The 15,735-nt window shown below is 72.1% G+C and carries 16 protein-coding genes; 8 read left to right on the top strand and 8 right to left on the bottom strand.

Annotation, left to right across the window (positions count from 1 at the left end; genetic code table 11):
• Window positions 1-49: 49 nt before the first annotated feature.
• Both FS793_RS09175 and FS793_RS09170 read left to right on the top strand, forming a co-directional pair.
• A complete protein-coding gene (locus FS793_RS09175; RefSeq protein ID WP_144720192.1) occupies window positions 50-910 on the top strand; it encodes an ABC transporter ATP-binding protein in 861 nt (286 codons plus the stop codon).
• A 90-nt stretch (window positions 911-1,000) separates the two neighbouring features.
• Window positions 1,001-1,744, top strand: a complete 744-nt coding sequence (locus FS793_RS09170) for a hypothetical protein (RefSeq protein ID WP_144720191.1) — start codon at window positions 1,001-1,003, stop codon at window positions 1,742-1,744.
• A gap of 267 nt (window positions 1,745-2,011) precedes the next feature.
• Here FS793_RS09170 and FS793_RS09165 read toward each other — a convergent pair whose 3' ends face one another.
• Both FS793_RS09165 and FS793_RS09160 read right to left on the bottom strand, forming a co-directional pair.
• Complete coding sequence (locus FS793_RS09165; RefSeq protein ID WP_144720190.1) at window positions 2,012-2,782, bottom strand: SDR family NAD(P)-dependent oxidoreductase; 771 nt, start codon at window positions 2,780-2,782, stop codon at window positions 2,012-2,014.
• Window positions 2,783-2,813: 31 nt separating this feature from the next.
• Window positions 2,814-3,704, bottom strand: coding sequence for a sugar phosphate isomerase/epimerase family protein (locus FS793_RS09160; protein ID WP_144720189.1), 891 nt, complete (start codon window positions 3,702-3,704; stop codon window positions 2,814-2,816).
• 189 nt (window positions 3,705-3,893) lie between these two features.
• Here FS793_RS09160 and FS793_RS09155 point away from each other — a divergent pair, with 189 nt between their 5' ends.
• Together FS793_RS09155 and FS793_RS09150 are read left to right on the top strand one after the other, a co-directional pair.
• The gene (locus FS793_RS09155; RefSeq protein ID WP_144720188.1) at window positions 3,894-5,240 is read left to right on the top strand and encodes an MFS transporter; all 1,347 of its coding nucleotides are present in this window, start codon (window positions 3,894-3,896) and stop codon (window positions 5,238-5,240) included.
• A gap of 175 nt (window positions 5,241-5,415) precedes the next feature.
• A complete protein-coding gene (locus FS793_RS09150; protein ID WP_144720187.1) occupies window positions 5,416-6,063 on the top strand; it encodes a GntR family transcriptional regulator in 648 nt (215 codons plus the stop codon).
• A gap of 625 nt (window positions 6,064-6,688) precedes the next feature.
• Here the strand turns inward: FS793_RS09150 and FS793_RS09145 are convergent.
• The 6 genes from FS793_RS09145 to FS793_RS09120 form a co-directional block, all read right to left on the bottom strand.
• Window positions 6,689-7,681, bottom strand: a complete 993-nt coding sequence (locus FS793_RS09145; RefSeq protein ID WP_144720186.1) for a transketolase family protein — start codon at window positions 7,679-7,681, stop codon at window positions 6,689-6,691.
• A complete protein-coding gene (locus tag FS793_RS09140) occupies window positions 7,678-8,565 on the bottom strand; it encodes a transketolase (RefSeq protein WP_144720185.1) in 888 nt (295 codons plus the stop codon). Before FS793_RS09140 ends, FS793_RS09145 begins: the two co-directional genes overlap by 4 nt.
• Window positions 8,562-9,881 (bottom strand): MFS transporter, encoded by a 1,320-nt coding sequence (locus FS793_RS09135; RefSeq protein WP_144720184.1) that lies wholly within the window; start codon window positions 9,879-9,881, stop codon window positions 8,562-8,564. Before FS793_RS09135 ends, FS793_RS09140 begins: the two co-directional genes overlap by 4 nt.
• 53 nt (window positions 9,882-9,934) lie before the next feature.
• Window positions 9,935-10,789: an NAD(P)-dependent oxidoreductase gene (locus tag FS793_RS09130; RefSeq protein WP_144720183.1), complete on the bottom strand. Its 855-nt coding sequence runs from the start codon at window positions 10,787-10,789 to the stop codon at window positions 9,935-9,937.
• 9 nt (window positions 10,790-10,798) lie between these two features.
• Window positions 10,799-11,506 carry a FadR/GntR family transcriptional regulator gene (locus tag FS793_RS09125; protein WP_222123723.1) on the bottom strand — a complete coding sequence of 236 codons (708 nt, stop codon included), beginning with the start codon at window positions 11,504-11,506 and terminating at the stop codon, window positions 10,799-10,801.
• A gap of 246 nt (window positions 11,507-11,752) precedes the next feature.
• Window positions 11,753-12,121 (bottom strand): FKBP-type peptidyl-prolyl cis-trans isomerase, encoded by a 369-nt coding sequence (locus FS793_RS09120; RefSeq protein ID WP_144720181.1) that lies wholly within the window; start codon window positions 12,119-12,121, stop codon window positions 11,753-11,755.
• A gap of 198 nt (window positions 12,122-12,319) precedes the next feature.
• Between FS793_RS09120 and FS793_RS16205 the strand changes: the two genes are divergently transcribed.
• The 4 genes from FS793_RS16205 (at window position 12,320) to FS793_RS09105 (ending at window position 15,428) form a co-directional block, all read left to right on the top strand.
• Complete coding sequence (locus FS793_RS16205) at window positions 12,320-12,457, top strand: hypothetical protein (protein ID WP_186329418.1); 138 nt, start codon at window positions 12,320-12,322, stop codon at window positions 12,455-12,457.
• A complete protein-coding gene (locus tag FS793_RS09115) occupies window positions 12,454-13,101 on the top strand; it encodes an ArsR/SmtB family transcription factor (RefSeq protein WP_144720180.1) in 648 nt (215 codons plus the stop codon). Before FS793_RS16205 ends, FS793_RS09115 begins: the two co-directional genes overlap by 4 nt.
• Before the next feature lie 82 nt (window positions 13,102-13,183).
• Entirely contained in the window at window positions 13,184-14,503 is a 1,320-nt protein-coding gene (locus FS793_RS09110) for an MFS transporter (protein ID WP_144720179.1), read from the top strand.
• Between the two features lie 124 nt (window positions 14,504-14,627).
• Window positions 14,628-15,428: a sulfite exporter TauE/SafE family protein gene (locus FS793_RS09105; protein WP_313959372.1), complete on the top strand. Its 801-nt coding sequence runs from the start codon at window positions 14,628-14,630 to the stop codon at window positions 15,426-15,428.
• Window positions 15,429-15,735 lie beyond the last annotated feature (307 nt).

Here is a 15,735-nt window from a genome sequence, read left to right as displayed (position 1 = left end):
GTGCGCATCGCGACGCGGCATCCGCCGCCCACACGGTGGGAGGTGCGCGATGACGCAGGAGCATGCGCTCGTCGCCGAGTCGCTGCGGCTCGGCTACGGCGATCGCGTCGTCGTCGACGACCTCGACCTCGCCGTGCCGCCCGGCCGGATCACGGCGATCGTCGGCGCGAACGCGTGCGGCAAGTCGACGGTGCTCAAGGCGATGTCGCGCCTGCTGCCCGTGCAGTCGGGCGCGGTCCTGCTCGACGGCCGCAGCATCCACTCGATGCCGACGAAGGAGGTGGCGCGCACGCTCGCGCTGCTGCCGCAGTCGCCGGTGGCTCCCGAGGGCATCGCCGTCGCCGACCTCGTCGGTCGCGGGCGCCATCCGCATCAGGGCGTGCTCGCGAGGTGGACCGCCGAGGACGATGCAGCGGTCGCGCGCGCGCTCGACGCGACCGGCACGGCGGCGCTCGCCGACCGCGCGGTGGACGAGCTGTCGGGAGGCCAGCGGCAGCGGGTCTGGATCGCGATGGTGCTCGCCCAGCAGACGGAGCTGCTGCTGCTCGACGAGCCGACGACCTTCCTCGACGTCACGCACCAGGTCGAGGTGCTCGACCTGCTCACCGACCTCAACCGGGAGCTCGGCACGACGATCGTCATGGTGCTGCACGAGCTCAACCTCGCGGCGCGCTACGCGGACCATCTCGTCGCCGTGCGCTCCGGCGCGCTCTACGCAGCAGGCGAGCCCTCGACGGTGCTCACCGAGACGATGGTGCGCGAGGTGTTCGGGCTCTCGAGCCGAGTCATCCCCGACCCGACGTGCGGCAAGCCCCTCGTGCTGCCGCTGGGGCGGCACCACGTGACGCACGGCGTGCGTGCGGTCAGCGCCGACGAGGTGGGCGGTGCGGAGCAGGCAGTCGCCTCCTGACGCCGACGCGGCCGTCGTCGCCACCGGTCGCGCACCGCGTCGAGGGACGGCTCCCACCTGCGGCACAGGCACGGCCGGCACCATGGGGCGGTGACGACCGACGAGCGAATGGGCTATGCCACCTCGGCACCCCGGCTCGCCCCCAACCCGGAGGCGCAGCGAGCCTATGCCGCGTCGATCGCACCCCCTCCCAAGCCGCGGCTGCCGCAGGCGATGACGGGCCGAGCCCGGTTCGCCGGCGGCGTGGGCGGCGCCATGATGCTCGTCGGCGCCGACCTCGCAGCCCTCGGACTGCTGCTGCTGCTCGTGCCCCTCGTGCTCGAGTCGTTCGTGCGCTCGTTGGCCTCGCTGCTGCCCGACGTCGATCCCGGCGCGGCCGCGACGAGCGTCGAGCAGCTGTACGCGGGCCCGTGGCCGTGGCTCACGGGGCTCCTCGCGCTCGTCGGAGTCGGCCTCGCGATCGCGGGCGCCTCGATCAGCGTGCGCGTGCTGCGCGCGGCGGGCTTCGAGCATCCCGTGCGCATCACGTTCGCGGCGTTCGGACTCGCGCTGGCCGCTCGCCTCGTGCTCAACATCTTCACCGCACCCTTCTCGAGCCTGCTCTCGCCGCTGCTCGAGCGGGGCTTCGCCGGGCTCGCCGAGGGCGGCGCCGCCGCGATCGGCACCGTCGTGGGCCTGCTCGTCGCCTGCGCGATGAACGTGGCGATCGCGTCGGCGACCGGCATGCTCACCTGGTGGTTCGTCGCGCACCTCACGCGACCGGCGGCGCCGGAGCCCGAGCCGGAGGAGCCGGCCTGGTCGACGCTGCTGCGGCACCACCACCTGCCGCACTGACGTCCGGCGGGGTCGCACTCACCAGCTGGTCGAGGAGGCCGCAGCCGCAGGCTGCAGCCGTCACGAGACCACGCGACGTGCGCGCTCGACGTGACCACGCGCATGGCTGAGCGGGAGCGGCGGGTCACGTGGTCTCGTGACGCGGGCTCGCCCAGGGGCTCGCGCGCTCCTCGACCAGCTGGTGGGGGATCGCGGACCAGCCCCCGGGGAACGCCGAACGGGCGCCCTCCTGCAGGAGGACGCCCGTTCGCCGAGCCGAGCCGAGGCTCAGTGCATGTGGCTGCCACCGTTGATGTCGATGTTCGTGCCCTGCAGGTACGAGGCGCCCTCGCTCGAGAGGAATGCGAAGACGGCCGACACCTCGTCGGTCGACGCCGTGCGGCCGATCGGGATGTCGGCGGCGATCCGCGCCTCCAGCTCGGGCGTCGTGCCGACGCGGATGTTCGTGTCGACCGCGCCGGGCGTGACGGAGTTCACGGTGACGCCCGAGTCGGCGATCTCACGGGCGAGCGCCTTGGTGAAGCCGAGGATCGCAGCCTTCGCGGCCGAGTAGGGCACCTTGCCGAACACGCCGCCGCCGCGCTGGGCCGAGACCGACGACATGTTGACGATGCGGCCGAAGCCGGCCTCGAGCATCGGCGGCAGGAAGGCCTTCGTCACGAGGTACGTGCCGGTGGCGTTGACCGCCATGACGGTGTTCCACAGCGCGAGGTCGGTCTCGAGGAAGGGCACGGGCGACGTGATGCCCGCGATGTTCGCGAGGGCGCCGACGACGGGCAGACGACCCGCCTCGACCTCGGCGGACACGGCGGCGCGTGCGGCCTCGACCGATGCCTCGTCGGCGACGTTCGCCGTGGCGCCGAAGTGGGCGACGCCGTGGCGCTCGCCGATCTCGGCGGCGACCTGCGCGGCGCGCTCCCCGTCGAGGTCGAGGATGACGATGGCCCAGCCGTCGGCCGCGTAGCGGTCGGCGACGGCCATGCCGATGCCCCGCTCGCTGGCGGCGCCGGTCACGATGGCGGTCCTGGTGGTGGTCATGGCTGCTCCTTCTTCGGATGCGTGGGAGGCGTCAGACGGTCTGCACGCCACGGTGGGCGAGGCCGGCGGCCTCGAGCATGGGGGCGACGTGGCGCGCGGCGTCGTCGATCGCCGTGCGGCGCTCGGCGCGGAACTCGGGCGTCGACGTCGAGGTCGCGTCGTCGGTGTAGGCGCGGGCGGGCAGCTCGAGGGTGAAGCCGCCCGCGTAGCCCGACGCGGCGAGGGCCGCGAACGCGGCCTCGAAGTCGACGTCGCCGCCGCCGATGGGCTTGGCGAAGTCGCCCAGCACGGCGTCGCGCAGGTGCACGTGCGCGGTGCGATCGCCCCACGTCTCGACGACGTCGGCGACGTCGTCGCCCGCGGCGACGACGTGCGCGAGGTCGAGCACGGCCCGCACCGACTCGGGCGTGCGCTCGTGCAGCATGGCCGCGCGCTCGGCGTTCCAGCACAGTCGCAGGAAGTGGATGGACTCGACCCACACCTGCGTGCCGAGCTGCTCGGCGAGCGTGCCGGCGACGGCGAGCTCGTGGGCGACGCGCGCGACGTCGAGGTCGAGCGCCGCGGCGGGCTCGTGGTCGAGGGCGCCGCACGGCAGCACGAGCGCATCCGCGCCGATCGCGGCCGTGAGACGCAGGAGGCGCTCGACGTGCTCGCGACGCGCGGCGCGGTCGGCGGCGGGCACGTTGAGGTCGCCGACGTCGCCGTTCACCGAGCGCACGCGGATGCCGGCATCCGCGATCGCGGACGCGACGTCGTCGATCGCGCGGTCGTCGAGCTCGAACGGCACGTGGTCGCAGACGCCGGGGAGGGCGCCGAGGTCGATCTCCTGGAACCCGAGGGCGCGCACGTCGCGCAGCGCGTCGGGCAGCGCGAGGTGCTGGAACGAGATCGTCGAGCAGCCGAGCCTCTCGGGGAACGTCATCGTCGTCATCCTCGCGTGGTGCGAGATCCGCTCCGCACCGAGCGACGCGGCAGATCCGCGCCGTGAGCGACGGTAGCAAGTCGACTGTTGACAGTCAACAGGAATGCGTGCATGCTGTCCCAAGCCGACAGCGTCGTGTGGCTCGTGAGCCGCTCCTCGCCGAGGCATCCTTGACCAGGAGAGGAACCCATGAGCACCGAGGCTCTTGCGATGCGCGGACCCGTCCGCGGCACTCCCGAGGCGAAGCGGGTCGCCGTCGGATCCGGCGTCGGCGCCGTGATCGAGACGTACGACTTCATCGGCTACGGCACCGCCGCCGCCCTGTACTTCGGCACCGTCTTCTACCCCTCCGACGACCCGCTCGTCGGCACGCTGCTGTCGTTCGCGACCCTCGGCGTCGGCTTCCTCGCCCGCCCGCTCGGCGGCGTGATCGGTGGTCACCTCGGCGACAAGATCGGCCGCAAGCCCGTGCTCGTCGCCTCCCTCATCGCCATGGGCCTCGCGACGTTCGTCATCGGCCTGCTCCCCACGTACGCGCAGGTGGGCATCATCGCCCCGATCCTGCTCGTGACCGTGCGCATCATCCAGGGCGTCGCCTTCGGCGCCGAGTGGGGCGGCGCGATCCTCATGAGCTACGAGCACGCGCCATGGAAGCGCAAGGGCGCCTACACCGGCATCGTGCAGGCGGGCTTCCCCGTCGGCCTCCTGCTCGCGAACCTCACCTTCCTCGTCTCGGTGCACCTGCCCGGCGACTGGGCGTGGCGCGTGCCGTTCCTCGCGAGCATCGTGCTCGTCGCCGTCGGCCTCATCATCCGCGCCAAGGTGCCCGAGTCGCCCGTCTTCGAGGACGTCAAGACGCAGGGCATCATCGTGAAGTCGCCCATCGTCGAGGTCATCAAGACCGACTGGCGCAACATCCTGCGCGGCATCGGCCTGCGCGTCGCCGAGACCGCCGGCTACGCCGTGTCGGTGACGTACATGATCAGCTACATCAACACGAACGGCCTCGCGGAGCCGTCGCAGACCCTCACGGCCCTCTGCATCGGCGCGGGCATCGGCGTCGTCGGCACCTGGGCGTGGGCGAACCTCACCGACCGCATCGGTCGCCGGCCGCTGTACATCGGCGTGACGATCTTCGCCGTGCTGTTCGCCGTGCCGATGTTCCTGCTCGTGAACACGGGCGTGTTCATCCTCATCGTGCTGACGATGGTGCTGGCGTACTCCGTGTGCCAGAACGCCCTCGCGGGTGCGCAGGGCGCATGGTTCCCCGAGCTGTTCCAGGCGAAGACCCGATCGTCGGGCGCATCGCTCGCGTATCAGATCTCGGCGATGGTGTCGGGCTTCACGCCCTTCATCACGACGCTGCTGTTCGTGGCGCTCGGATGGCTCGGCCCGGCGCTGCTCTTCGCGCTCTACGCCGCGATCGGCCTCACCGCCGCGCTCCTCACCCGCGAGACGTGGGGTCCGCGCGAGCGCTCCCTCGCCGCCGAGGCCGAGGCCGCCGACGGCGAGGACCGGCTCGCTCGCGTCTCCTGACGCGAGCCACCGACTCGGTGCCCGGTCGCTGCCAGCGACACTTCGGCCGGGCACCGGAACCGACAGGCGCCCGGTCGCTGCCAGCGACACCTCGGCCGGGCGCCGAGCACCACGGGGCGGATGCGCACAGCATCCGCCCCGTATCCTTCTCCACGAGGGGAACCAGGGGGACCGCATGAGCGCACTCGTCGGGCTCGACCGCACGAACCTCCGCGAGCTCGCGGTGGGCTCCCTGCGACGTGCGATCACGAGCGGCGAGATCGTGCCCGGCACGCACATGGTCGAGACCGACCTGTCCGAGCGCCTCGGCATCTCCCGCGGCACGCTGCGCGAGGCCATGCGACAGCTGCAGCAGGAGGGCCTGCTCGAGTCGGGCGCTCGCGGCCGGCTCAGCGTGCGCAACCTCGACGCCCGCGAGATCGAGGACATCTTCCTCGTGCGCGGCGCCCTCGAGGCGCTCGCGGCCCGGATCATCATCTCGACCGGCAGGATCGCGGAGGCCGTGCCGGCGTTGCGCGCGGCGATCGATCGCATGCGTGCGGCGGAGGACGGCTCGGTGACGGCGCTCATCGAGGCCGACCTCGACTTCCACCGCGCCCTGGTCTCGTTCCCTGGCAACACCACGCTCGTGCATCAGTGGCAGCAGCTCGAGGGCTCCATCCGCATGTCGATCATGTACGCGGGCCCCGAGCGGGCCACGGCGAACATGGACACGGATCGGCACGTCGACATGCTCGACGCGATCGAGACCGGCGACGAGGAGCACGCCGTCACCGTCATCCGCGCGCACCACATGGAGGCGGCGGCGACGTTGACGTCGTAGCCGCGACGGCTGCACGTCCTCGATTCGGGGCGATCCGCGGGGCCGTTCGCGGGGACGGCGGGTCTCGTGATGCGTGCTCGCCCTTCGGGCTCGCGGGCTCCTCGACCAGCTGCGGGGCATGTCGCGCTCGGGGTCGCCTCCCAGCAGTTGGTCGAGGAGGCCCCGAGCGCAGCGAGGAGCCGTCACGAGACCTCGTGACGTGCTCGTTCGACGCGACCACGCGCGTGGCTTGGCAGGAGCGGCGGTCGCGTGGTCTCGTGACGCGTGCTCGCTGCGCTCGCGCGCTCCTCGACCGGCTGCGGGGCATGTCGCGTTCGGGGTCGCGTCCCAGCAGCTGGTCGAGGAGGCCCCGAGCGCAGCGAGGTGCCGTCACGAGACCTCGTGACGTGCTTGCTCGACGCGACCACGCGCGTGGCTGGGCAGGAGCGGCGGTCGCGGGGTCTCGTGACGCGTGCTCGCTGCGCTCGCGCGCTCCTCGACCAGCTGGTGGGGGACCGCTCCTCGACGAGCGGGGTGGGGGACACGGCTCCATCGGCGGCACCGCAGGGCGCGGGCCGCGAACGCAGAGGCGGCACGGCGGCGACCTTGGGGATCGCCGCCGTGCCGCGGTCTGGGGGAGGAGGCGTCAGCCGAGCTCTGCGAGCACCGTCTCCACGATCTTCTCCTTCGACAGACCGTACCGGTCGTGGAGCGTCGGCAGGGCTCCCGCATCCAGGAACGCATCCGGCAGGCCCACGGGCACGACGCGGCGCGAGACGCCGCGACGCACGAGCGCCGACGCGACCGACTCGAAGAGCCCGCCCACGACGGAGTGGTTCTCGAGCGTGACCGCGAGGCGCGGGGTGTCGAGCTCGGCGACGATCGTGTCGACGTCGAGCGGCTTGATCGTCGGCGCGTGCACGACCGCGACGTCGACCTTGTGCGCTGCGAGCAGCTCGGCCGCCTGCAGCGCACGCATCGTCATGAGCCCCGACGACACGAAGACGACGTCGGCGCCGCCGCGCAGCACCTTCGCCTTGCCGAGCTCGAACGTGTAGTCGTACTCGTCGAGCACCGTCGGCACCTTGCCGCGCAGCAGGCGCAGGTAGGTGGGTCCCTCGGATGCGGCGAGCTGCGGCACGGCCTGCTCGATGTCGATCGAGTCGCACGGGTCGACGATCGTGAGGTTCGGCATGCCGCGGAAGATCGCCATGTCCTCCGTCGCCTGGTGGCTCGGACCGTAGCCGGTCGTGAGGCCCGGGAGGCCGCCGACGACGTTGACGTTGAGGTTCGGCTCGGCGATGTCGAGGCAGATGAAGTCGTACGCGCGTCGCGCGGCGAACACCGAGTAGGTGGAGGCGAACGGCGTGAGGCCCGCCTCCGCCATGCCCGCGGCGGCGCCGAAGAGCAGCTGCTCGCTCATGCCCATCTGGAAGTACCGGTCCGGGTGCGCCTGGGCGAAGATGTGCATGTCGGTGTACTTGCCGAGGTCGGCGGTGAGGCCGACGATGCGCTCGTCCTGCTCCGCAGCCTTCGCGAGCGCGTGGCCGAACGGCGCGGGCGCCGTCTTCTGACCGGGGTCGGCGAACGACGCGATCATCGCGCTCGTCTTCAGCTTGGGCGCTGCCGTCGTGCTCATCGTGCTGCCTCCTTGGCTGCCTCGTAGCGGGCGGTGAGCTGCTCGCGGCAGATCGCCCACTCGTGCTCCTCGATGCGCATGAAGTGCGCCTTCTCGCGCTCCTCGAGCATCGTGACTCCCGAGCCGACCTTCGTGTCGCAGATGATGACCTGCGGCTTCCCCTCGGGCTGCGCGACCGAGCGCGCCTCGTCGAACGCATCCACGAGCGCGGGGAGGTCGTTGCCGTCGACGCGGATCGCGTGCCAGCCGAACGCCTGCCACTTCTCGAGCACGGGCTCGGTGCGCAGCACGCCCTGCGCGGGGCCGTCGGCCTGCAGCGCGTTCATGTCGACCATGGCGGTGAGGTTGCCGAGGCGGTGGTGCGCCGCACCCATGGCGGCCTCCCACGTCGAGCCCTCGTCGAGCTCGCCATCGGAGAGGAAGTTGAACACGCGCTGCTCGGCGAGGCCGCGGTGGCGCAGGCCGAGGGCCATGCCGACCGCGACCGTGAGGCCGTGGCCGAGCGAGCCGCCCGAGATCTCCATGCCGGGCGTGTACGACGCCATGCCCGACATCGGCAGACGCGAGTCGTCGGAGCCGTACGTCTCGAGCTCCTCGAGCGGCACGATGCCCGCCTCGGCGAGCGCCGCGTAGAGCCCGATGGCGTAGTGGCCCGTCGAGAGCAGGAAGCGGTCGCGGCCCTCCCAGTGCTCGTCGGCCACGTCGTAGCGCAGCTGGTCCATGTACGCGACCGTGAGCATGTCGGCGGCGCCGAGCGCCTGGCCGACGTAGCCCTGGCCCTGCACCTCTCCCATCTGGAGGGCGTGCATCCGCACGTTGTACGCGTGCTCGGCGAGGCGCTCCAGGCGCTCCGCGTGCGCGGTGGTGGGTGCGACGGTGGTCATCGGACTCCTTCCAGGGTGGGCTGCTCGGCCTTCGTGCCGACGATCGCGGGCGCGGTCTCCCGCGCGGTGATGGCGACGGCGGTCGAGATGACGCCGAGCAGCGAGAACAGCAGGGCCGGGCCGATCCAGCCGACGGCACCGTAGACGGCCGTGGCGATGAAGGGCAGGAAGCCGGCGACGATCGCGGCGCCGTTGTAGCCGAGCGAGATGCCCGACGTGCGACGGTTCGCGGGGAACAGCTCCGAGAACCAGCTCGACTCGACGGCGAAGATCGGGTCGTGGCTCAGCACGAGCGACAAGGCGACCGCGACGACGATCATGACGAGCGAGCCCGTGTTGATGAGCAGGAACATCGGCACGCCGAAGAGGATCGTGAAGATCGAGCCGATGAGGTACACCTTCTTGCGGCCGATGCGGTCGCTCCACGCCCCGTACAGCAGGTGGCTCGCGAGGCCGATCGCCGAGCCCACGAGGGTGCCGACGAGCACGTTGCGCGAGTCGGTGATGGCGGCGAGGCCGACGTACGAGACGACGAACGAGGTGGTGACGTAGTAGCCACCCGTCTCGGCGAGCCGCAGGCCGATGACGCGCAGGATCGAGCGCCAGTCCTGCTTGATGGCCTCGAGCGCGGGAGCCTTCAGCACCTCGCCCGACTCCTTGACGGCCTCGAACGCGGGGCTCTCGGCGACCTTGAGGCGGATGAAGATGCCGACGATGACCATGACGGAGGCGAGGAGGAACGGCACGCGCCACGCCCAGTCGCCCGGCAGGTCGCTCGTGAGCAGGATGACGCCGTTGGCGAGCAGCAGGCCGCCGGGGATGCCGATCTGCGGCAGCGCACCGAAGAAGCCGCGGCGACGCTCGGGGGCGTGCTCGACGGCCATGAGCACCGCGCCGCCCCACTCGGCGCCGTACGCGACGCCCTGGATGATGCGCAGCACGATGAGCATGATCGGTGCGGCGATGCCGACGGTCGCGAAGGTCGGCAGCACGCCGATGAGCGTCGTGACGACGCCCATGACGACGAGCGACCAGATGAGCACGCGCTTGCGCCCGATGCGGTCGCCGAAGTGGCCCGCGAGGTAGCCGCCGATGGGGCGGAAGAGGAAGCCGATCGCGAGCGTCGCGAACGAGGCGAGCGCGCCGACGATGGAGTCGTCGGTGGCGAAGAACACGGTGCCGAAGTAGGTGGCGGCCGCCGTGGCGTAGATGAAGAAGTCGTACGACTCGACGACCGTGCCGATCATCGAGGCGAGCGACACCTTCACGGCGTTGTCCTTCTTCGGCGGCGTGCCGGAGACGGTGGGTGCGGACATGGATGCTCCTGGTGGTGATGCCGGGCGGCGACTGCGTCGCCCGGGTGCGGGATCTACTGCTGGTAGGTGCGGATGACCTGGCTGTCGTCGGCCCGGTCGAGGCCGGCGGCCGCCGCGGCGAGGTAGCGGTCGCGTGCTGCAGCGAGCACGGGCACCTCGGCGCCCGCGGCGGCAGCGGCGTCGGCGACGAGTCCGGAGTCCTTCACGAAGATGCCGATCGTGGAGGTGACCTGCGGGTCGTCCTCGAGCATCCGCGGCCCGCGATCCGACAGCATCCACGAGCCTGCGGCGCCGCCGGCGACGAGGTCGAGCACGGCCGCCTGGTCGAGGCCGAGCTGCTCGCCGAGGTGCAGGGCCTCGGCGGCCGCGACGATGTGGACGGAGCAGAGGTGCTGGTTGACGACCTTGATGCCCTGGCCCTGGCCGAGCTCGGTGCCGACGGTGCGCACGGTGCCGAGCGGGGCGAGCACGGCGGTGGCCTCGTCGAGGTCGGCCTGCGCGCCCGAGGCGAAGATGATGAGCTCGCCGGTGGTGGCGCGAGCGACGCCGCCCGTGACCGGGGCGTCGACGACGCGACCGCCGAGGGCGCGGAGGCGGGCGCCGGATGCCGCGACGGCGGCGGGGCCGACGGTCGACATGACGACCCAGAGGCGGTCGGCGGCGACGCCCGCGGCCTCGGCCTGGTCGACGAGGGCATCCAGCTGCTCGCCCGTGGCGACCATGACGACGACCGGCCCGGCGGCGGGGGCCTCGGCGATGGAGGCGACGGCGTCGATGCCCGCGGCTCGTGCGCGGTCGCGAGCGGCCTCGAACGGGTCGACGCCCGTGACGGCGAAGCCGGCGCCTGCGATGCGCTGCGACATGGGGGTGCCGATGGCGCCGAGGCCGACGAACGTGGCGGTGGTCATGGTGTCCCTTCAGGCGTCGTCGTCGGTGCTGCCGACGACGGCGTCGTGGTGGTCGAAGTGCAGGCGGATGGCGATGCGGGCGGCGTCGGCGTCGTTCGCCGCGAGGGCGGCGACGATCTGCCGGTGCACGGTGTCGGTGCGGTAGGTGCCGTCGGCTGCGGGCGTCTCGGTGCGCAGCGCCTTGGCGCGGCGGGCGGCGAGGGTGTCGCGCAGCATGCCTGCGAGGCCGTCCTGCAGCACGTCGAGGATGGGGTTGCCGACGATCGTCACGAGATGGCGGTGGAAGGCGAGGTCGGCCTCGAGGCCCGCCTCATGGTCGCCGGCGGCGGTCGCGACGATCATGGCGTCGGTGAGGCGGCCGAGCTCGGCGACGTCGCCCGTGGTGGCGAGCTTCGCGGCCTCGACGGTCGTGACGATCTCGAGCATCTCGCGCGCCTGGTCGACCTGGTCGGGGCGCAGGCCGCCGAGCGCGCCCATGAGGGTGAACGTCGTGCGCACGACGGAGGCGCCGGGGGAGCGCAGGTAGGTGCCGTGGCCCTGGCGGCGGTCGAGGATGCCCAGCGACTCGAGCTGCGAGAGGCGCTCGCGCAGCGTGCCACGGCTCATGTCGAGCTGCGCGACGAGCTCGCGCTCGGGCGGGAGGCGACGCGTGCCGTCGCGCTCGACGGCGGAGAGATCGACGAGGCGAGCCACCAGGGCGTCGAGCGCGTCGTCCATGAGCCTCTCCATCGAGTCGAGCATTGGTCTGACCACATTGGTCTAACCAATCCGCGACGATACGCCCACTCTTCGCCGACTGTCAACACTGCGCCCCCGTCACCCCGACCGCCCCTAGGGAATTGGGGTTTTCGGCCGCTTGTGACATCACAAGCGGCCGAGAACCTCAATCTTCTGGGGGACGCAGCGAGGCCCCCGCCGGATGGCGGGGGCCTCGAGAGCGCGCGGGTGCGCGCGATGGATGGGTCAGGCGACGCCGAGCAGGTCGATGACGAAGATCAGGGTCTTGCCCGAGAGGCGGTGGCCGCCGCCGGCGGGGCCGTAGGCGAGGTGCGGCGGGATCGTGAGCTCGCGACGACCGCCGACCTTCATGCCCGGGATGCCCTCCTGCCAGCCGGCGATGAGGCCGCGCAGCGGGAACTCGATCGACTGGCCGCGGTTCCACGACGCGTCGAACTCCTCGCCCGAGTCGTGCTCGACGCCGAGGTAGTGCACCTCGACGGTGGCGCCGGGCGTCGCCTCGGCGCCCTCGCCCACGACGATGTCGCGGATGACGAGCTCGGAGGGGGCGGGGCCGGTGGGGGCGTCGATCTCGGGACGGGTCAGGTCGGTCATGCCTCCATCCAACCGCACGGTCGGCATCCACGACGAGACGGGTCTTGCGTCACGACAAGACGCGATATATCGTGACTGGGCAGAGACGCGATATATCGCGAATCCACACCTTTGTGAAAGAAGCCTTGCGAAGCGAATGCTTTGAAAGTACTCTTTCAGACACCACCTCACCCGAGGACCGCACGAGAGGAGCAGGGCATGCGACGCATCATCGACGGCATCCGCCCCCGACGCGACGAGGAGATCCACCGCACTCGTCGCATCGCGGCAGCAGCCGAGCAGCGCCACGCGCAGGCACGCCAGACGGCGATCGCCACGCAGGGCATCCTGCGATGACGGCGGCCGAGGGCACCCCCGACGTCGCCGTCGGGCTGCCGGCCGAGGTCGCCTCGGCAGAGGAGCGCAGTCTCGTCTCGAGCGACCCGGCCGTGCTGCGCGCCCTCGCGCACCCCCTGCGCGTCGAGATCATGGCCGTGCTCGACGACCTGCAGGAGGCCACGGCCACCGAGATCGCCGAGCGCGTGGGAGAGAGCCCGTCGAACTGCTCGTTCCATCTTCGCCAGCTCGAGAAGGCCGGCTTCATCGTGCGCGGCGAGCAGCGCGGCACTGCGAAGCCGTGGCGACCCGCGCACCACGGCCGCAACCTGTCGCCCGACGTCGAGGACCCAGCATCGGTGCGGGCGTCGGCGACGATCGGCGCCCTCTACGTGCAGCGTGAGGCCAGCCGCGTCGTCGACTACCTGACATCGTCGGCCGCGACCGAGTCGCCCGAGTGGCTCGAGACGATGACGGTGAACACCACCGAGTTCTGGGCGACGCAGGAGGAGATGCGCGAGATGGTCGAGCGCATCGCCACGCTGGCCGACCACCTGCAGGGTCGTTCGCACGACCCGTCGAAGCGCCCACCAGGCAGTCGCCGCGCGCGCATGCTCGTCACGCTCAACCCCGATCCGACGGCCGAGCCGACTCCCGAGGCCTGACGCCTCGACCTCGCAGCGCGCGCCCATCTCGGCGACGCGCCATCCCGTCGCGCCCGCGCGACGCCCTCCAGCCAGGAGCCACATGAGCGACGCCACCCCCGACCTCGCACCGCCGACACCGACGACCCCACCGGCATCCGCCACGGCGGTCACGACGCCCGCCTCGCCCTTTCGCAGGCCTGCGTTCCGCCGCCTCACGGTGGGCTGGGTCGCGACGAACCTCGGCGACAGCGCGCTGTACATCATGCTCGCGGTGTGGGTGCGACAGCTCACGGGATCGGATGCGGCGGGCGCGCTCGTGTTCCTCGCGCTCGGCGCGCCGACGCTGCTCGCGCCGTTCGTCGGCCACGTCGTCGACCGCGTCTCGCGGCGGCGTCTGCTCATCGGCGCGAACCTCGGCGGCGCGGCGCTCGTCGCATCCCTGCTGCTCGTGCAGGGGGCCGAGCAGGTGTGGCTCATCTTCGTCGTCACGGTGGGCTACGGGCTCGTGGGCAACGTGTCCGGTGCGGCGCAGTCGGGCCTGCTGCGCGATCTGCTGCCCGACGAGGAGCTCGGCGCCGCGAACGGCACCCTCTCGTCGATCGACAACGCCATGCGCATCGTGAGCCCGCCGCTCGGCACCGTGCTCTACGTCGCCGTCGGTCCGGGCGCCGTGGCGCTGCTCACCACGGCGTGCTTCCTCGCGACGGCGATCGTGCTCGCGACGACGCGCGTCGACGAGTCGCCCGCCGTGCTCGAGGATGCGCACGAGCCGTGGATCCGGCAGGTCACGGCGGGATTCCGCCAGCTGCTGTCGGAGCCGACGCTGCGCCTGCTCACGATCGTCATGACGCTGGCCTTCGCCGCGAACGGCCTCCTCAACGCGACGGTCTTCCCGTTCGTCGAGGTCGGCACGGGCGCCGGTCCCGAGGCGCTCGGACCGCTGCAGGCGGTGCAAGGCGCGGGCGCCGTCGTCGGCGGGCTCACGGCCGCAGCGGTGCTGCGCCGCATCGGCGAGCGGCACCTCGTCGCATGGGGGCTCGCGCTGCTCGGCGGCGGCCTCGTCGTGGGCCTCGCGTTCCTCTACCTCCAGCCCGACGCGGCGTGGATGCGGTGGGGCGGCATGAGCCTCGCGCAGCTGCTCATCGGCTTCAGCGTGCCGTGGGCGATCGTGGGCGTCGTCACCTACCGCCAGCGCGTGACGCCGCCGCGGCTGCAGGGCCGCACGTCGGCGGCGCTCAACGCGGCGATCAACGTGCCGCAGCTGGGCTTCCTCGCGCTCGGCGCAGCGCTGCTCGCGGTCATGGACTTCCGCATCCTCATCGCCATCTGCGCCGTCGCGATGGTCGCCGTCGGCATCGTCTGCGCCGCGGTGCGCCCGCGCGCGGAGGTGCCCGCGCCTGCCCCCGCCGCCTCCGCCTGAACGTCATTGGTCACTTGTTGCACCCGATTGGGCAGTAGTTGCTGTCCGTACGGCGTGTCGTCCGCCACTACTGCCCAATCGATGAGGGATGGCGGCGGATGCGCGCGGTGCCAGGATGGTGAGGATGCCGATCCAGTCCCGCCCGAAGCGCCGATACCTGGCGTTCATCGCCATCGGCCTCATCGCCGGCTTCATGTCGGGGCTCTTCGGCGTCGGCGGCGGCATCGTGATCGTGCCGCTGCTGCTCGCCTTCGGCGGCCTCGAGCGCAAGCTCGCGAGCGGCACGAGCCTCGCGGCGATCGTGCCGACGAGCGCCGTCGGCGTCGTCGCCTACGCGATCCCCGGCAACGTCGACGTGCTCGCCGCCCTCCTGCTCGCCGCCGGCTCGGTCGTCGGCGCGCAGATCGGCGCGCTGCTGCTGTCGCGCCTGCCGACGTCGGTCGTGCGCATCATCTTCATGGTCTTCGCGCTCGCGGTCGCGGTGCAGCTGTTCCTCACGGTGCCCGAGCGCGGCGACGGCATCGAGCTGGATGGCTGGACCATCGCGGGCCTCGTGGTCGTCGGGCTCTTCACCGGCGTGCTCGCCGGCATCATCGGCATCGGTGGCGGCGTCGTGGTGGTGCCGGCGCTCATCCTCCTGTTCGAGTCGAGCGACCTCGTCGCCAAGGGCACGTCGATGCTCATGATGGTGCCCACCGCCATCTCGGGCACGATCGGCAACCTCGTGCGCAAGAACGTCGACCTCGTCGCCGCAGCGATCGTCGGGCTCTCCGCGTGCCTCACGACCGCCCTCGGCGCGCTCACCGCTGCAGCGCTCGACCCGCGTGCCGCCACCATCCTCTTCGCGATCTTCTTGCTCGCCGTGCTCGTGAAGACGGCGATCGAGGCATGGAAGGCGCGCACGCCCAAGGGCGACGCGGCCTAGGTCTCGCCGCCCTGCGCCGATCGGATGCGGCGCACGGCTCCCTGCCACCTCGCACCCGGGCGGTGCATGCTCGCACCATGGATGCGCGTGGCAGGCCCCCGCAGGGGCCGCCCGGCGAGCAGTCGCCGTGGCCGCACCGTGCCGCGCAGCCGCAGGGACCGCCCGGCGCATGGCCCGGCCAGCCGCAGCAGCCACCGCCGTCGCCGGCCTACGGCGCTCCGCCCCAGCCCGCGCCCTCCGGCGCTCCGCCCCAGCATCCTCCCTATGGGCCTCCGCCCCAGCCGCTGCACCAGCCGCCGCCACCCTC

This window comes from Agrococcus jejuensis, from assembly GCF_007679035.1.
In the GTDB taxonomy this organism is placed as follows: domain Bacteria; phylum Actinomycetota; class Actinomycetes; order Actinomycetales; family Microbacteriaceae; genus Agrococcus; species Agrococcus jejuensis_A.
Note: the sequence above shows the minus strand (reverse complement) of the source record. Positions and strands in the feature narration are given on the sequence as shown.

Coding starts and splice junctions, on each gene's coding strand:
- FS793_RS09175 (WP_144720192.1), top strand. CDS start 50: ATGACGCAGGAGCATGCGCTCGTCGCCGAGTCGCTGCGGCTCGGCTAC.
- FS793_RS09165 (WP_144720190.1), bottom strand. CDS start 2,782: ATGACCACCACCAGGACCGCCATCGTGACCGGCGCCGCCAGCGAGCGG.
- FS793_RS09160 (WP_144720189.1), bottom strand. CDS start 3,704: ATGACGTTCCCCGAGAGGCTCGGCTGCTCGACGATCTCGTTCCAGCAC.
- FS793_RS09155 (WP_144720188.1), top strand. CDS start 3,894: ATGAGCACCGAGGCTCTTGCGATGCGCGGACCCGTCCGCGGCACTCCC.
- FS793_RS09150 (WP_144720187.1), top strand. CDS start 5,416: ATGAGCGCACTCGTCGGGCTCGACCGCACGAACCTCCGCGAGCTCGCG.
- FS793_RS09145 (WP_144720186.1), bottom strand. CDS start 7,681: ATGAGCACGACGGCAGCGCCCAAGCTGAAGACGAGCGCGATGATCGCG.
- FS793_RS09140 (WP_144720185.1), bottom strand. CDS start 8,565: ATGACCACCGTCGCACCCACCACCGCGCACGCGGAGCGCCTGGAGCGC.
- FS793_RS09135 (WP_144720184.1), bottom strand. CDS start 9,881: ATGTCCGCACCCACCGTCTCCGGCACGCCGCCGAAGAAGGACAACGCC.
- FS793_RS09130 (WP_144720183.1), bottom strand. CDS start 10,789: ATGACCACCGCCACGTTCGTCGGCCTCGGCGCCATCGGCACCCCCATG.
- FS793_RS09125 (WP_222123723.1), bottom strand. CDS start 11,506: ATGGACGACGCGCTCGACGCCCTGGTGGCTCGCCTCGTCGATCTCTCC.
- FS793_RS09120 (WP_144720181.1), bottom strand. CDS start 12,121: ATGACCGACCTGACCCGTCCCGAGATCGACGCCCCCACCGGCCCCGCC.
- FS793_RS16205 (WP_186329418.1), top strand. CDS start 12,320: ATGCGACGCATCATCGACGGCATCCGCCCCCGACGCGACGAGGAGATC.
- FS793_RS09115 (WP_144720180.1), top strand. CDS start 12,454: ATGACGGCGGCCGAGGGCACCCCCGACGTCGCCGTCGGGCTGCCGGCC.
- FS793_RS09110 (WP_144720179.1), top strand. CDS start 13,184: ATGAGCGACGCCACCCCCGACCTCGCACCGCCGACACCGACGACCCCA.
- FS793_RS09105 (WP_313959372.1), top strand. CDS start 14,628: ATGCCGATCCAGTCCCGCCCGAAGCGCCGATACCTGGCGTTCATCGCC.